Raw genomic sequence first — 15,792 nt, 5'->3', positions numbered from 1 at the left:
AGGGGGGCCGCAAGCGCCCCCCTCTAACCCTTACGACTCTGCGTTATTCCGCCTCACTTGCGTTCATGCGCGACAGTTGATCGTTACCGATCAACTGTCCCCTCAGGCGCCGGGCGCCAGCATCCGCTGGCTTGGCTCCCGGGCCTTGCCCGCCTCACTTGCGTTCGGCCAGCACCCAGCGATAGCTCCACAGGCAGGCCACCAGGAAGACGGCACCACCCAGCCATTCGGCGGCCCCGGCGAAGCCGTCGCCCATGACGGCCAGGGGCTCCTGGTTGCCGGTGGCGGAGATGATGGCCGCCTGGGCCACACCGAACAGGCTCTCGCCCACGATCATGCCGGACGCCAGCAGCATGGCGCGGCGCTGCGGCACGTCGGCGTATGTGGCGAAGGGCACGCCGGCGGCCTTGGCCCGGCGTTCCAGCGCGCGGTCGGCCAGCCAGGCCAGGAAGGCGCCGATGCTGACGGGCACGGTGACGGTCATGGGCAGGTAGATGCCCAGGGCCACGGCCAGCGGCGGCAGGCGGAAGCGGCGGGTGGTGGCCTTCAGCACCTCATCCACGATCACCAGGCAGGCGCCGACGATGGCGCCGATGCCCAGCATGGACCAGTCCAGCTTGCCGCTGAGGATGCCGGTGGCCAGGGTGGCCATCAGCGTCGCCTGCGGCGCGCCCAGCACCTTTTCCGGGTCCATGCCCGGATCCAGCGGCGCGCCGGCGAAGCCGTAGGCGTGCTGCAGCAGGTTCAGCACCGGCGGGATGACCACGGCGCCGACGACGCAGCCCAGCACCAGGGCCACCTGCTGGCGCCAGGGCGTGGCGCCCACCAGCTGGCCGGTCTTCAGGTCCTGAAGGTTGTCGTTGGCGATGGTGGCGATGGTCAGCACCACGGCGGTGGTGAACAGGGCCAGGGCCACGGCGGTGGCGCGCACCACCGGGTCGGCCACGGCGGTGTTGCCCAGGATGCCGATCAGCATCAGGGACGAGGCGATGGCCGCCAGGATGCCGATGCTGGAGATGGGGCTGTTGGAACTGCCGATCAGGCCGGCCATGTAGCCGGAGGCTGCGGCCACGATGAAACCCATCACGGCGGCGAAGGCCACGCAGGCCAGCACCAGGGTGACCAGCTGGCCCGACAGGGGCGTGCCCAGGATGAAGGCGATGAACAGGCCGGCCAGCGGCACCAGCAGCACGGCGGCGAAGGCCATGACGTAGTGGAAGGGGATGTCCCGCTCCACCCGCGGCAGGGTGTGGCCCTGGCCGCCGCGCACATGCTTCATGGCCGCCAGCGAGGCGCGAATGCCGTCCACCATGGGGCGGGCCAGGACGATCAGCGTCCAGATGGCGGCGGTGGCGATGGCGCCGGCGCCGATCAGGCGAACCTGTTGGCGCCAGACGACGCTGTTGGCGTACTTCACCAGATCCATGCCGTCCGTCGGCGGGTGCATCCAGGTCAGCAGCGGTACCGCGCCGAACCACGCGATGGCCACGCCCACGAACATGGCGACGCCCACCGTGGCGCCGACCAGGTAGCCGGCACCCAGCAGGGCCATGGACAGGCCGGTGCCGATGCCGGTGACGGCATTGCCGATGCGCAGGAACCCCTGAAACTGCTCGGTGAAGAAGCGCATGGCGGTCATCAGGAAGAACCCGATGGACACGATGGTGCCGGCCACCACGTCGCGCAGGCCGGCCCCCCTGGACGCCTCATCGGCCCCTGCCTCACCGGCGGTGTCGGGCGAACCGACTTTCAGCACCTCGGCCGCGGCCACACCCTCGGGATAGGGCAGGTTGCCCTGCACCACCATGGCCCGGCGCAGCGGTACCGTGTACATGACGCCCAGGATGCCGCCCACGGCGCAGATGCCGGCCGATTCCCAGAAGGGGAAGCCCGTCCAGTACCCCACGATCACCAAGCCCGGCAACACGAAGATCACCGACGACAGGGTGCCGGCGGCCGATGCCAGGGTCTGGACGAAGTTGTTCTCCTGGATGGTGCTGTCCTTGGCCAGCCGCAGGACCGCCATCGAGATGACGGCCGCCGGGATGGAGGAGGCGAAGGTCAGCCCGACCTTCAGGCCCAGATAGACGTTGGCGGCGGTGAACACCACGGTGATCAAGGCACCCAGGATGATGCCGCGCAGGGTCAGTTCCCGCATCGTGCTGTGCCCGGGCTGGGTCATCGGATGAAATCCGTCATGTAAGGAATATCCCCATCGATGGCTTGAAGGCGCCGGCCGCCATTCTCTGTTTCGAGCCCCGCCATGCGGGCGGACCGGGCCGAGATGGGCCGGGAGTGTAACGGCGCCCCCGCGCGCCGTCGAGGTCGGCGGCGGCCATCGGGCCCGTTCCGGCCCGTTTTGCCGCAAAAAGAAACGGGGCCGGCGCTGGGCCGACCCCGTTCCTCACGATATTGCGCTGAAGCTGGCTCTTTCCCTCATCCCCAGGCCGGCGACCGCCGGCCCCGGAACGAGCACCGTAGGGCGCAGTGAGGAAGCCCAAGCCGCCGGATGGCGGCGCCCGGCGCTTGAGGGCGAAATATATTAAGCCGGCTGGTTCAGATAGATCAGCCAGCCGTTGGACAGTTCCTTGAAGCCCGGGCCGGCGTTGGCCAGTTCCTGGAAGATCTTCACGGCCTGATCCTTCTGGCCGGCGGCGACGTACACCTCCGCCAGATGCAGCTTGGCGTCGTTCGGTTCCTTCACGCCCTTGGCGATGCCCTGCTGGATCAGCTCAATCGCCTTGGGGTAGTTGCCGTAGCTGGCGTAGGCCTGGCCCAGCTTTTCCAGCGGGACGCCGGTCGGGGCCTTGGCGGCCTCGGCCACCGTCTTGTCGATGGTCTTCTGGTCTTCCGCCGCGGCCTTGGTGCTCTCCGCCAGCATCTGCTTGGCGGTCGGGTTGCCACCCAGCAGGGGCTGGCCCTTTTCCAGGACGGCCTTGGCTTCGCCCGGCAGGGCGGCGTGGCTGGCCAGATCGGCCATGTCCAGGTACTCGTTGCCTTCCTTGATGGCGTTGACGCGCAGCATCAGGCGATAGACGTCCAGCGTCAGGCGGTCGGAATAGCCCGGCTTCTTCTGCATGAAGGTCAGGTAGTCGGCCCAGTAATCCTGCTTCGGGTAGTACTTCAGGATCTCACCCAGGCCGTCGACATAGGCGCTGTAATCCTTGCGGCGGACGGTGCTGTCCAGCTGCATCTGGTAGATCTGTTCCGGCGCCGGCTGGCCGGCCTTCGTGGCCACGTCGATGGCGGCCTGGCAGGCCGGACCGGTCGCGTCGAAGTTCTTCAGCGAGTACTGGGCCTGGCAGCGCAGGTTGTAGAATTCCGCCGGGGCGGTGCCGGCCTGGACCAGGGCGTCGGACTTCTCCAGGAACTTGGCGTAGTTCTTGTCCTGGTAATAGACCTGGGCCAGCGTCAGGCTGCGGCGGGCGGCCTCTTCCGGGGCCAACTGGCCGGACGCCAGTTCCGTCTCCAGCGCTTCGGCCAGATGCGGGTTGTCCTTCAGGCCCAGATAGGCCTGCAGACGCATCTCGGTGATCAGGAAATTCTCATAGGGCGTGCGGTCGGCCTTGGCGGCCTCGGCCGTGGCGGCGTTGTCCAGCACCGCCTGGTAGTTCTTTTCCCCCAGGGCCTGCTGCGCGGCTTGCAGCGGCGGGACCAGCTCCTTGCTGATGGCCTTCTCCGGCGGCGTGGCGTCCTTTTCCTTGTCCTTGGCATGGGCGGTCCCAATGCCAACGGCCAGCAGGGCACCCAGCATCAGGGGATAGAATTTGGCGCGCATTCGGTCCTCGTCGGTGGCAATAACGTTATGGCCCGGGTCCGGCGTCCGCCGTGGGGCCAAGGTCGAATTTTCGGGCGCGGCGCCTGTCCGAACGCTGCTACGGATGGACAAGGGGCAGGGCCTGGCGGGGCGACCCTGCGGGATGCGGGGGCCATCCGTCAACCCCTACGCCCGTTCCTCTGCCGAAAGCACGCCCGACCAGCGGCTTAGCCGAAAGTAAGGTCCAGCAGGTAAAGCGTGGCGCCGATCAGGGCGCCCAGCACCGTGCCGTTGATGCGGATGAACTGCAGATCCTTGCCCACGCCTTCCTCCAGCCGGCGGGAGAAGTCGGCGGCGTCCTGGGCCTTCAGGGTGTCGGTGATGAAGGTGCGGATGGCGGTGCGCCAGCCGGGGATGGCGGCCAGGAAGGCGTTCTCCACCGCCTCATCCAGGCGGGCGCGGGTGCCGGGGCGCGCCAGTTCCTGGGCCAGCGACAGCAGGGCCGCGTCCAGGGCGCCGCGCAGGGTGCCGTCCGGCCGCTCCGTATCTTCCAGTGCTGCGGCCTTCACCCGGCCGATCAGGTGGCGCAGCAGCAGGCGCAGGGTCTTGATGTCGATGGCGTTGCGCAGCACGGTCGCCAGCCGCTCGCCCAGGGCGTCTCCCTCGGCGATGCGGTCGGGGATCTCCGCCAGCCACAGGCGCAGGCCGTGGCCGGCCTCGCTGTGGGGGCTGCGCAGGTCGAACAGGTGGCCCGCCAGGGCGTCCGTCACCTGGTCGGCCAGACTGTGGTCCAGCGCCCGGGGCATCCACCATTTCGACCGGCTGGCCACGGCGTCGCGGATGTGCGGCCGGCTGCCGTGGACCAGGACGACGCCGTGGTCGGAGATTTCCTGGATCAGGGCTTCGAACATCGGGCTGTTGATGGCCTCACGCAGCAGGCGCGCGACCATGGGACGCAGATCCAGGGCGCGCAGGCCCTCCAGCGCCGCCCGCGCCAGGGCCTCGCGCAGGGCTGCCTCGCGGTCGCGCGACAGCAGGCGGGGCAGGGCCGCCAGGGCCAGGTCGGCCAACTGGGCGCGATGGGCGGGGTTGGCCAGGGCCAGGGCCAATTGGTCGGCGGCGTTCAGCCGCTGCACCTGGCCGCGCAGCCGGTCCGGCGCCAGGAATTCGCTGTCGATGTATGTGGCGATGCCGTCGGCGATGCGGTCGCGGTTCTGCGGCACCAGGGCGGTGTGGGGGACGGGCACGCCCAGCGGATGGCGGAACAGGGCGGTCACCGCGAACCAGTCGGCCAGGCCGCCGACCAGCCCGGCCTCGCCCACGGCGCGCAGCAGGCTCCAGAATCCCGGCCAGGGCCAGCCGATGAAATCGGGCAGCAGGCGGGGCACCAGGCGGGCGGCCAGCCACAGGGCCGCCGCCACCGCCAGATACAGGCTGGCGATGCGGCGCCACCGCCGCAAGGATGCGGCGCGGTCGTTCTCGGTGGCGGGATCGAAGGGCAGGGGGGGCGGCTTGGCAGGCATGGAAGCACCATGATGACGGTTCGCGGCGGCGCTGTCCCGGGCCAATGTGTTTCCTTCGACAAGGAAACCACTTGGCGCGCCAGGGATAACCGCGCCGGATGGGCCAAGGTTCCGCTAGTCGGATTCGTCATCGTGGAAGGGGAAACCGCGCAAGGCGCCGTCGATGTTGGCATCGTCGGAACTGAAGCTGTAGGCGCGGTCGGTGGGCATGCGATAGCGGCCGGTCTGCAGTCCATCCAGGATGCGGGCGGAAATCCACCCCGACAACAGGGCGGCTGGTCCGGCCAGAGCCTTGTCCGGGTCGCGCAAATAGCTGCGGTGATAAAGGGCGGCACCGATGGCGGCCCCATGGCTGGACAGGAACTCCGCCAGCATGTCCACGAACTCCGCCGGGTCCAGCATGGGTTCCACCGAGCCGGCGGTCCGCGCCAGCACGGGGTACAGCAGGTGGGTGCGGTCGGCGAAGCGGACGTCACGCTCGATCCGGTCGGCCACCAGGTTCAGGTAGCGGCTGCGGGGGGCGGGGTGGCCGCGCAGGGCGGCATCCAGGATCTGGCGATGATTCATGGGAAGGCCGAAACCAATGCAACCTTTCGTGGCTGTCCAGCTTGGGGGCTTTCCCCCGCCGGGGCCATCGCTTTATATAGGCACCGCCGAAGGGGGTAACACCCTGACCAGGGCGCGGCCGCCACTCGGTTGACCGGTGCCCGCAAGACCAGTATGCCGTGGGGCCGGCCGCCGCCCTGGTGGCCAGGCCCAGTCACAGACGCCGGGAGACACGTTCATGCGGAAGCTCATCGAGGGATTTCTGAATTTCCGCGCCACCGCGTTTCCGGATCAGGCCCGGCGCTTCCAGTGGCTGGCGGAGGTGGGGCAGAACCCGCGCGCCGCGGTGGTCGCCTGCTGCGACAGCCGTGTCGATCCGCAGATGATCTTTTCCGCCGGCCCCGGCGACCTGTTCATCATCCGCAACGTCGCCAACCTGATCCCGCCCTACCAGCCGAATTCCGACTACCACGGCACCAGCGCCGCCATCGAGTTCGCGGTGCGCCAGTTGCGGGTGGCCGACATCATCGTCATGGGCCATACCGGCTGCGGCGGGGTGAAGGCCCTGCTGGCCGAAGGGGCGCTGGACGGCGACTTCATCGGCCACTGGATGGCCATCGCCGCCAGCCTGCGCGGCGTGCGCGACCAGGCGGAGGCGGAACGCCAGGTCATCCGCCTGACCATCGCCAACCTCATGACCTTCCCCTGGATCAGCGCCGCGGTCGCGGCCGGCGGCCTGCGTCTGCACGGCTGCCTGTTCGACGTGGCCGAGGCCGACCTGCTGTTGCTGGACCAGGCGACCGGTGACTTCAAGTCGGTTCAGGACGGGGTTGAAGTGCCTATTTGACGCGTCCCTCAGGCGCCGGGCGCGGCCATCCGGCCGCTGGGCTGTCCTCGGTTTCCAGTCCGCCTTCGGCTCCCCAGAAATCTCCGGCGGCTGCGGTCGCAGCCTAGGGGGGATTGATTCGATATCGGAATGAAAAAGGGCGCCTCGGTCGGGGCGCCCTTTTTCATTCAGCCGATGGGCTGGCCGGGGCAGCCGATGAAGCGGCTGCCGGCCGGCAGATGTTCGCCCTTCATGACCAATGACAGGGGGCCCAGGTCGGACCCGCGCTCCAGCACGCTGTCGTACAGGACGACGGAGCCGGCGCCCACCTGCGCCTCCGGCCCGATGGTGACGGGGCCCAGCTTCATCACCCGGTCTTCGAACAGATGGGTCTGCAGGGTGGCGCCGGGGCCGATGGCGGCGTCGTCGCCGATGGTCACCAGGTCCATCTCGCAGACATAGGTGGTTTCCAGGTAGACGCGGCGGCCGATGCGCACGCCCAGCAGCCGCATGTAGGCCGACAGGAAGGGTGTGCCCAGGATGGGGCCCAGCACCCAGCCGGACATGGCGTCAAACAACGCCGTCACGAACTCGATGCGCCAGATGGCCACACTCCACAGCGGGTGGATGCCGGGGCGGAAGCGGCCCACCACCACCCATTTCACCAGGGCCAGCAGCAGGGCGGCGCAGGCGGCCACGGCCAGCGGGCCCAGGCCCAGCCAGCCCAGGGCCGCCCACAGGCCGTCCGCCGTCATGGCCCGCATCAGGAACCACAGGCCGCAGGCGGTGGCGGTGCCGCCGATGGCGCCCTGGGTGAAGATGCGCAACGCCTCAATGGTGCCGCGGGTGGCGACCAGGACGGGGCTGGGGTCCACGGTCAGGGTGTCGGACACGCCCTCCACCCGCTGGCGGCGGGGCAGGCGGATGGGCGGCAGGCCCAGCCAGTCGGTGGCGGGGTCGGCGTCGCCGGGGGCGGTGGACAGCACGCCCACCAGGCAGTTCTCCGGCAGGTCGGTGCCGGCGGCCAGGAAGGCGGAATTGCCGACGAAGGTGCCGCTGCCCACGCGGGTGGGGGCGAAGCGCACCAGGCCGCCATGGATGGCCGGGCTGCCCACCAGCGAGGCGTCGGCCAGGAAGGCGCGGTCGCCCACCTCCAGCTGTTCCGGCACCACGTGGGCGACGGTGGAAACCTCGCAGGCGCGGCCCACCTTGGCGCCCAAGGCGCGCAGCCAAGTGGCCGCGAACAGAGAGCCGTAGAGGCTGTACAGCAGTTCCACCGCCATGCGGTTCAGGCGGTCGGCGAACCAGCGATGGTATTCCACCATGCTGTCCAGCCGCACGCTGGCCCGGCCCACCACCGGCGGTACCAGGCGGCGGGCGGCCCACAGCACCAGGGCGGTCCAGGGCATGCAAAGGGCACCGCCCACGGCACCCGCCACCAGGGTGGAAACACCCAGGCTGGCGGCGGTGCCGCCCTGGTCCAGGGTCAGGGCCAGGCTCACGGCCAAGGGCAGGGAGGTGACGAAACGCACCAGGCCCAGGCTGGCCACGCCCAGCACATACCGGCCGGCGCGCGGGTTCAGGGCGCCGTCGGCCTTGCCCACCATCCAGTCGGGGCGGGCGGCGGGCTCGGCCGGCGAACCGCTCCACACCTGGCCGGTGGGCACGGTGGCGCCCTCCACCAGGCAGCCACGGGCGTCCAGGCCGGCGCCGTCGGCCAGCGCGCTGTTCAGGCCGACGATGGCGGCGGCACCCACGGTGGCGTCGGCGCCGATGCGGACGGTGCCCACCTCGATGCGGCCGGCGCGGACCCGGTGGGTCAGCAGCAGCGTATCCTCGCCGATGGTGGCGCGTTCCCCGATGGTGATCAGGTCCCACAGCATGTTGCCGTGGCAGCCCAGGAAGGCGCCATTGTCGATATGGCCGCCCATGGCGCGGGCGTACAGGCGCATCAGGGGTGTGCCGGCGATCCAGGCCATGGGCAGGAAGGCCTCCAGCCGCTGCGCCGTCCACCAGCGCCAGTGCCAGAAACCCCACAGGCGGTGCGATCCGGCCTTCACCCTGCCCAGCAGCAGCCATTTGCCGGCGATGGCGATGGCGAAGGACAGCGGCAGGGTCACCACCGACAGGACGGCCATCAGCACGAAGGACAGCGGGTTCAGCATGCCGTTGGCGGCGTTGTGCGCCAGCACCGGCCAGGATGGCCAGGGTGGGCAGGTTGGCCACCACCATCAGCACCGGCAGGGTGACGGCCTGGGCCAGGCCGAACAGCATGTGGCGCAGGCGGGCGGCCTGGCGCGCCGGGGCGGCGGTCGCCCGGCCCGGCTGGGTTTCCAGGTGCCGGGCCAGGCCGCGCACGGTGGGGTTCAGGTACAGCGAGCGCACGGTGGTGCCGGGATGGCGCAGGCGCAGGCGGGACACGGCGGAGGCGGCCGCCAGGGAATGGCCGCCCAGATCCAGGAAGAAGTCGGCGTCGCGGGCGCGGATGGGCCGGCCCAGCGCATGGGCGAAGGCGGCGGCCACCATTTCCTCCACCTCGCCCTGCGGCGGATCACCGATGTCCTCCGGCACGTCGCGGGGGGTGGGCTCCGGCAGTTCGCGCCGGTCGATCTTGCCACCCACGGTGCGGGTCATCGCCGGCACCGGCACCAGGAAGCTGGGCCGCATGTAGGCGGGGACGGAGGCGGCGACGTGGGCGGCGATGGTGTTGCGGTCGGCCGTGCCCACATACCAGATGACGATGCTGTCGATGCCGGCCACGGGCCGCACGGCGGCGGCGGCCAGCTGCACGCCGGGGCAGCCGGCGACGATGGCCTCGATCTCACCCAGCTCGATGCGGAAGCCGCGCAGCTTCACCTGGTTGTCGACCCGGCCCAGGAAATCGACGCGGCCGTCGATCAGCGGCCGGCCCACGTCGCCGGTGGCGTACAGCCGGTTGCCGGCGGCATCCAGCTTGAAACGCTTGGCGGTTTCCTCCGGCCGGTTCAGGTAGCCGTCGGCCAGGGCCGGGCCGCCGATGTGGATCTCCCCGGTCTCGCCCACCGGCACCGGCTGCCCGTCGGGCGCCAGCACCAGCACGCGATATCCGGGCAGGGCCCGGCCGATGGTCACCGGCTGGCCCGAGCGCGCCTCGTCCGCCGTCGCCACCACCGAGGCCTCGGTGGGGCCATAGGTGTTCAGCATGCGCCGGCCGGGGGCCCACTTGGCCACCAGGCTGGCGGGGCAGGTCTCCCCCCCCACCACCAGCAGGCGGACGTCGGGCAGTTCGTCGTCGATCAGGCCCAGCAGGGTGGGCACGGTGGAAAAGAAGGTGGCGCGGCGGCAGCGCAGTTCGGCCGACAGCAGCTGTGGGTCGCGCATCACCAGGCCGGAGGCCGGCAGCAGGCAGGCACCGGCGGCCACGGCCAGCCACACCTCCTCCACCGAGGCGTCGAATGCCAGGGAAAAACCCTGCCAGACCCGGTCTGTCTCCACCAGCTGGTAGACTTCCGACGCGCCGCGGACATAGGTCATGACCGCGCCGTGCGACAGCACCACGCCCTTGGGCAGGCCGGTGGTGCCCGAGGTGAAGATGAGATAGCAGGTGTCGCCGGGCAGCGGCGCCAGCACGGCGTCCGCCAGGCCGTGGGCCGACACCACGGTGTCGTCCAGCAGGGCGGTGCCGATCAGATCCTCCGGCGCCATGGCGGTGACGCCCGGCACCTCCAGGTCGCCCACCACGTCGATCATCAGGTGGGATTCGGCCTGTTCGGCGATGCTGGCGACGCGGGCGGCGGGCCAGCTGGCGTCGATGGGGATATAGGCGGCGCGGCGCAACAGGATGCCGAACAGGCAGGCGTATAACTCGGCGTTGCCCCGGCCGCGCAGCATCACGCGGGCGCCGGGGCCCACGCCCCGCGCGGCCAGGGTGGCGGCGACGCGGCGGGCGCGATCACCCATGTCGCCCCAGGTCAGCATGAAACCGTCGCCGGTTTCCACCGCGGGCAGGGACGGCGTGGCGGCGACGCGCGCCAGGAACAGCGCGGCCAGCGTTTCGGCGCCGGCCGGCCCCGGGTGTGGGCCGCGGCCTTCCGTATCCATCCGTTCGGCGATCAACGAACCGCTGAGCATCAACATCCCACCCTGGCGCCCGGGAAATCCCGGAAAAACCTCATCAAATGTCCCGACCGGACATCCCCGGTAAGGTCTGCGTTCCGTACGCCTGTTCCAGCCCCTCCGAAGGTATGGGGCGGGGTCGGCATCCCGGCGTCGGACGGTCCCGATACACAACCGCTGTAGATGGCCGATTGGTCCCCCATGTCAAGCGATTGCCGGTCCGACCCAGGGTCGCATACAAAATAAAGGGGCGCGAGGGGCTGGCGCTTAGCCGGTGGGGGTACGGGCCCCCGCCGCATACCTCTTCGTTACAAAACGATACAAAGAGCGGCTTTTCCCGTAACACAACCCTCTGTAGGTTCAGCCTCGAGATCGGCGGACTTGCGGAGGCTGGGCATTTTGCCCGGACTTCCGCTGAAAATCAGGCGTTGTCCGCCACCACGGTCGCGGGGGCCGTGGGTTCGCTGGCGCTTACCTCTTTTGGGTTTTCCAGAAGCCCTAGGTTGCGCCCTCTCGAGCCCTCATATGCTCCCCTCGGTTCCGTGCGGCGCCATTTTCGGCGCTACGAACGCCGGTCGGACAGAAGGCTAGAGACGATGACCCTCCATTCCGCTGAAATTCCCGCGAACGGGACCGAACTGGGGCATTTCGCGCCGGCGGGGCGGGGCCAGTCGGGCCTGAGGCGCTATCGCTGGTGGCTGCTGGCCGGCGGCGTGGTGGTCCTGGGCGTCGGCATCGCGGCCTATGTCCTGACCCACGCGGGTGCCAAGACGGCCGCCCCCGCCGCCGCCCCGGCCAAGGTGTCGGCCCTGCCCGTGACCGTGGCGACGTCCGCCATGGCGCCGGTCACCCGGTCCCTGCTGGTCACCGGCTCGCTGGCGGCGTTCGACGATCTGCCCATCGGGACGGAAACGTCGGGCCTGGCCCTGGCCGAGGTGCTGGTGGACGTGGGCGACCAGGTGAAGAAGGGCCAGCTGCTGGCCCGCTTCAACGACGACGTGCTGAAGGCCGACCTGGCCCAGAAGGAAGCGGCCCTGGCCGAGGCCAAGGGCAACGCGATGGAGGCCGATGCCAACTATTCCCGCGCCCAGGAACTGAACCACAACGGCTATATGAGCAGCCAGGACCTGGACAACCGCCGGGCGCTGGCCACCAGCATGCGGGCCCGCATCGGCGTGGCCGAAGCCAACCGCGCGCTGTCCCAGGCCCACCTGAAGCAGGCTGAGGTGCGGGCGCCGTCCGACGGCACCATCACCGCCCGCAGCGCCCGCATCGGCGCCGTGCTGACCGCCGGCGGCACCGAACTGTTCCGCATGATCCGCGACAACCGCGTGGAACTGGTGGCCGAGGTGCCGGAGAACGACATGATGACGGTGAAGGCCGGCCAGACGGTGGCCGTCACCGTGGACGGCGACAACACCTCCCATGCTTACACCGGCACCGTCCGGGTGGTGGAACCGACGGTGGACAGCAAGACCCGCCTGGGCCACCTGCGCATCGACCTGGAGCGCAACCCCGACCTGCGGCCCGGCATGTTCGTCACCGGCCGCGTGGCCGTGGGCGTCGTCAACTCGCTGGTGGTGCCGGAAAGCGCCGTCGTCTACCGCGAGGTGAAGCCGTTGGCCTTCGTCGTGGATGACAAGGGCATCGTCACCGCCCGCAGCATCGCCACCGGCGCCCGCCAGGGCGGCAACATCGCCATCCTGTCCGGCGTGAAGCCGGGGGAAAAGGTGGTGCTGTCGGGGGCGGGCTACCTGAAGGACGGCGACCTGGTCACGGTGGTCGACAAGATTTCCGACACGGCCGTCAAGCCGCTGCCGGACCAGCAGTGATCGCGGGCAAGGGGGCATCATCATGAGCAGCGGCAATATCTCCGCGGTCGCCATCCGCCATCCCATTCCGCCCATCGTCCTGTTCATCGTCCTGCTCGTGGCGGGCCTGGTCTCCTACTTCACGCTGAACGTGACGCAGGATCCGGACATCGATTTCCCGGTGGTGACCGTGTCGGTCAGCCGGCCGGGTGCCGCCCCGTCGGAAATGGAAATCCAGGTGACCAAGCTGGTCGAGGACGCGGTGTCCAGCATCGTGGGCCTGGACCACGTCTCCTCCACCATCACCGACGGCCTGTCCAACACGGTGCTGGAATTCAAGATCGGCTACGACACCGATCGCGCCGTCAATGACGTGCGCAACGCCATGTCGCGCATCCGCTCCAACCTGCCCTCCGACATCTATGAACCGCAGGTGGAACGCCAGGACGCCACCGGCGACGAGTTGCTGACCTACGCCGTCTCCTCCGACAGCCGGTCGGTGGTGGACCTCTCGTGGCTGATCGACAACGACATCAGCCGCGCCATCACCCACGTGCCGGGCGTGGGTGCCGCCGAGCGTTTCGGCGGGCTGGACCGCGAAATCCGCATCAACCTGGACCCCAACCGCCTGATGGCGCGGGGCATCACGGCCGATGAGGTCAATTCCCAGCTGCGGTCCCTGAACGTGGACATGCCGGGCGGCCGGGGCGCCGTCGGCGCCAAGGAACAGTCCATCCGCACCCTGGGCTCCGCCCGCACGGTGGAGGAACTGGCCAATACCGAGATCACCATCCCCGTCTATTTCGGCACCTTCGCCGGTTCCGCCGCCAAGGTGCGCCTCAGCGACCTTGGCACCGTCACCGACGGCACGTCGGAGATGCGCTTCGTCTCCCGGTATGACGGGCAGTCCACGGTGGGCTTCAGCATCCGCCGCGCGCCGCATTCCTCGGAAGTGACCATCGCCAAGGGCGTGGACGAGGAAATCCAGAAGCTGACGAAGCAGTACCCCGACGTCCACTTCAACCTGATCTTCGACAACGTCAAGTACACCAAGCAGAGCTTCGCCGACTCGGTGGAATCCCTGGTGCTGGGCTCCATCCTGGCGGTGCTGGTGGTGTGGTGGTTCCTGCGCGACGGCCGGGCCACCTTCATCTCGGCGCTGGCCATGCCGCTGTCGATCATCCCCACCTTCCTGGCCATGAAGGCGCTGGGCTTCTCGCTGAACGGCATCACCCTGCTGGCGCTGTCGCTGGTGGTGGGCATCCTGGTCGACGACGCGATCGTGGAGATCGAGAACATCGTTCGCCACATCCGCATGGGCAAGCGCCCCTTCCAGGCCGCGCTTGAGGCGTCGGACGAGATCGGCCTGGCGGTGGTGGCCACCACCATGACCATCGTCGTCGTCTTCCTGCCCGTGTCCTTCATGGACGGCATCGTCGGCCAGTTCTTCAAGTCCTTCGGCCTGACGGTGGCCGTGGCCGTGCTGTTCTCGCTGCTGGTGGCGCGCCTGATCACGCCCCTGATGGCCGCCTACATGCTGAAGCCGAACCAGAAGGACCATGACAGCCATGAAGGTCCCTGGATCGCCCGTTATGTGCACCTGCTGAACTGGAGCATGAACCACCGCTGGCTGACCGTCATGGCGGGTGTGGCCATCTTCCTGGTGTCGCTGTTCATGGCCACGCAGCTGCCGTCCGGTTTCGTGCCGCCCAGCGACAACGGCCTGTCCACCGTCCAGGTGGTCCTGCCCCCCGGCGTCACCCTGGCCGAGACGGACGCCACCACCCAGATGGTGGGCCAGATCCTGGCCAAGCGTCCCGAGGTGCTGCACGTCTGGACCCGCGCCGGCCGCAACAACCAGCTGCGCAACGGCGCCGTCACCGCCATCCTGAAGCCCAAGAGCGAACGCAAGCTGTCCAAGCAGCAGTTCGAGGCGGAGGTGACGCCGGAATTGAACAAGGTCCCCGGCGCCCACATCGGCTTCAACTCCTCCATCGGCTGGGGCGCCAAGGACATCAGCGTCCTGCTGACCAGCAATGACGGCCCGGCGCTGGAGCGCTTCTCCAACCAGGTGCTGGACGAGATGCGGCAGCTGCCCTTCCTGGCCAACGTCACCTCCACCGCGGCCCTGCTGCGCCCCGAAATCCAGATCCGCCCCTACTTCGACCGGGCGGCGGAGCAGGGCGTCTCCGTGGCCGCCATCGGCCAGATGGCCAAGATCGCCACCCTGGGCGACCTGGACACCAGCGTGGCCAAGTTCAACCTGGGCGACCGCCAGGTGCCCATCCGTGTGCAGATCGACCCCAAGTACCGGGCCGACATGGACGTGATGGAGAACCTGCGGGTGCGGACCTCCGCCGGCGACCTGCTGCCCCTGCGGGCGGTGGCCGAGATCGGCATGGGCGCCGGCGCCGTCCAGATCGAGCGTTTCGACCGGGCCCGCAAGCTGGCGGTCGAGGCCGACCTGCGCGGCATCGACGTGGGTGAGGCCATGAAGGCCATCAACGCCCTGCCGTCCATGACCCACATGCCGCCCGGCATCTCCAAGCCCGCCTACGGGCAGACGCAGGAGATGCAGAACATGATGATCGGCTTCGCCATCGCGCTGGCCACCGCCTTCCTGCTGATCCTGGCGGTGCTGATCCTGCTGTTCCGCAACTTCTTCCAGCCGGTCACCATCATGACCGCCCTGCCGCTCAGCTTCGGCGGCGCCTTCGCCGCCCTGATGATCGGCCACATGTCGCTGTCGCTGCCGGCCTTGATCGGCATCCTGATGCTGATGGGCATCGTGACCAAGAACTCCATCCTGCTGGTGGAATACGCCATCGTCTCGATGCGCGACCGGGGCATGGGGCGGCGGGAGGCCCTGCTGGATGCCGGCGCCAAGCGTGCCCGCCCCATCATCATGACCACCATCGCCATGGTGGCGGGCATGGTTCCCATCGCCTTCGGCATCGGCAACGACAGCTCGTTCCAGCAGCCCATGGCGACGGCCGTCATCGGCGGCCTGATCACCTCCACCCTGCTGTCGCTGGTGTTCGTGCCCGCCGTCTTCACCATCGTGGATGACATCAACAAGTGGCTGACGCCCAAGTTCGGCCGCTTCGTGACGCCGAAGGAGGAGCCGGTCGTCATCCCGCTGCATCACGTGGTGAAGGGCGCCGAGTAGGCGGAAACCTTCAGCGGAAAACCAAAGGGGCGGCGACCGGCGACGGCGCCGCCCTTTTTCATGAC

At 69.2% G+C, this 15,792-nt stretch carries 9 protein-coding genes; 4 read left to right on the top strand and 5 right to left on the bottom strand.

The genetic code is table 11. The features are described from left to right. Nucleotides 1-154: 154 nt before the first annotated feature. The 4 genes from PW843_18590 to PW843_18575 all read right to left on the bottom strand — a co-directional run bounded on the left by PW843_18590 (nt 155) and on the right by PW843_18575 (nt 5,847). Nucleotides 155-2,182, bottom strand: coding sequence for an oligopeptide transporter, OPT family (locus PW843_18590; protein ID MDE1148596.1), 2,028 nt, complete (start codon nt 2,180-2,182; stop codon nt 155-157). A gap of 360 nt (nt 2,183-2,542) precedes the next feature. Further along, the gene (locus PW843_18585) at nt 2,543-3,778 is read right to left on the bottom strand and encodes a tetratricopeptide repeat protein (GenBank protein ID MDE1148595.1); all 1,236 of its coding nucleotides are present in this window, start codon (nt 3,776-3,778) and stop codon (nt 2,543-2,545) included. 206 nt (nt 3,779-3,984) lie between these two features. Further along, nucleotides 3,985-5,280 (bottom strand): DUF445 domain-containing protein, encoded by a 1,296-nt coding sequence (locus PW843_18580; GenBank protein ID MDE1148594.1) that lies wholly within the window; start codon nt 5,278-5,280, stop codon nt 3,985-3,987. Nucleotides 5,281-5,394: 114 nt separating this feature from the next. Then, nucleotides 5,395-5,847 carry a hypothetical protein gene (locus PW843_18575; GenBank protein ID MDE1148593.1) on the bottom strand — a complete coding sequence of 151 codons (453 nt, stop codon included), beginning with the start codon at nt 5,845-5,847 and terminating at the stop codon, nt 5,395-5,397. A 217-nt stretch (nt 5,848-6,064) separates the two neighbouring features. Here PW843_18575 and PW843_18570 point away from each other — a divergent pair, with 217 nt between their 5' ends. Next, a complete protein-coding gene (locus PW843_18570) occupies nt 6,065-6,673 on the top strand; it encodes a carbonic anhydrase (GenBank protein ID MDE1148592.1) in 609 nt (202 codons plus the stop codon). Nucleotides 6,674-6,840: 167 nt separating this feature from the next. Here PW843_18570 and PW843_18565 read toward each other — a convergent pair whose 3' ends face one another. Continuing rightward, a complete protein-coding gene (locus tag PW843_18565) occupies nt 6,841-8,844 on the bottom strand; it encodes a hypothetical protein (protein MDE1148591.1) in 2,004 nt (667 codons plus the stop codon). Here PW843_18565 and PW843_18560 point away from each other — a divergent pair. The 3 genes from PW843_18560 to PW843_18550 all read left to right on the top strand — a co-directional run bounded on the left by PW843_18560 (nt 8,816) and on the right by PW843_18550 (nt 15,727). Further along, nucleotides 8,816-10,495 (top strand): hypothetical protein, encoded by a 1,680-nt coding sequence (locus PW843_18560; GenBank protein ID MDE1148590.1) that lies wholly within the window; start codon nt 8,816-8,818, stop codon nt 10,493-10,495. The genes PW843_18565 and PW843_18560 overlap by 29 nt on opposite strands. Before the next feature lie 848 nt (nt 10,496-11,343). Further along, nucleotides 11,344-12,579: an efflux RND transporter periplasmic adaptor subunit gene (locus PW843_18555; protein ID MDE1148589.1), complete on the top strand. Its 1,236-nt coding sequence runs from the start codon at nt 11,344-11,346 to the stop codon at nt 12,577-12,579. 22 nt (nt 12,580-12,601) lie between these two features. After that, nucleotides 12,602-15,727: an efflux RND transporter permease subunit gene (locus tag PW843_18550; protein ID MDE1148588.1), complete on the top strand. Its 3,126-nt coding sequence runs from the start codon at nt 12,602-12,604 to the stop codon at nt 15,725-15,727. Nucleotides 15,728-15,792 lie beyond the last annotated feature (65 nt).

The sequence above is a fragment of the Azospirillaceae bacterium genome (genome assembly GCA_028283825.1).
In the GTDB taxonomy this organism is placed as follows: domain Bacteria; phylum Pseudomonadota; class Alphaproteobacteria; order Azospirillales; family Azospirillaceae; genus Nitrospirillum.
The sequence above is the reverse complement of the archived record's forward strand: the minus strand, read 5'-3'. Positions and strand labels throughout refer to the sequence as shown.

Bases quoted from the DNA above. Each gene is read 5' to 3' on its own strand.
- PW843_18590 (MDE1148596.1), bottom strand. From the start codon at position 2,182: ATGACCCAGCCCGGGCACAGCACGATGCGGGAACTGACCCTGCGCGGC.
- PW843_18585 (MDE1148595.1), bottom strand. From the start codon at position 3,778: ATGCGCGCCAAATTCTATCCCCTGATGCTGGGTGCCCTGCTGGCCGTT.
- PW843_18580 (MDE1148594.1), bottom strand. From the start codon at position 5,280: ATGCCTGCCAAGCCGCCCCCCCTGCCCTTCGATCCCGCCACCGAGAAC.
- PW843_18575 (MDE1148593.1), bottom strand. From the start codon at position 5,847: ATGAATCATCGCCAGATCCTGGATGCCGCCCTGCGCGGCCACCCCGCC.
- PW843_18570 (MDE1148592.1), top strand. From the start codon at position 6,065: ATGCGGAAGCTCATCGAGGGATTTCTGAATTTCCGCGCCACCGCGTTT.
- PW843_18560 (MDE1148590.1), top strand. From the start codon at position 8,816: ATGCCGTTGGCGGCGTTGTGCGCCAGCACCGGCCAGGATGGCCAGGGT.
- PW843_18555 (MDE1148589.1), top strand. From the start codon at position 11,344: ATGACCCTCCATTCCGCTGAAATTCCCGCGAACGGGACCGAACTGGGG.
- PW843_18550 (MDE1148588.1), top strand. From the start codon at position 12,602: ATGAGCAGCGGCAATATCTCCGCGGTCGCCATCCGCCATCCCATTCCG.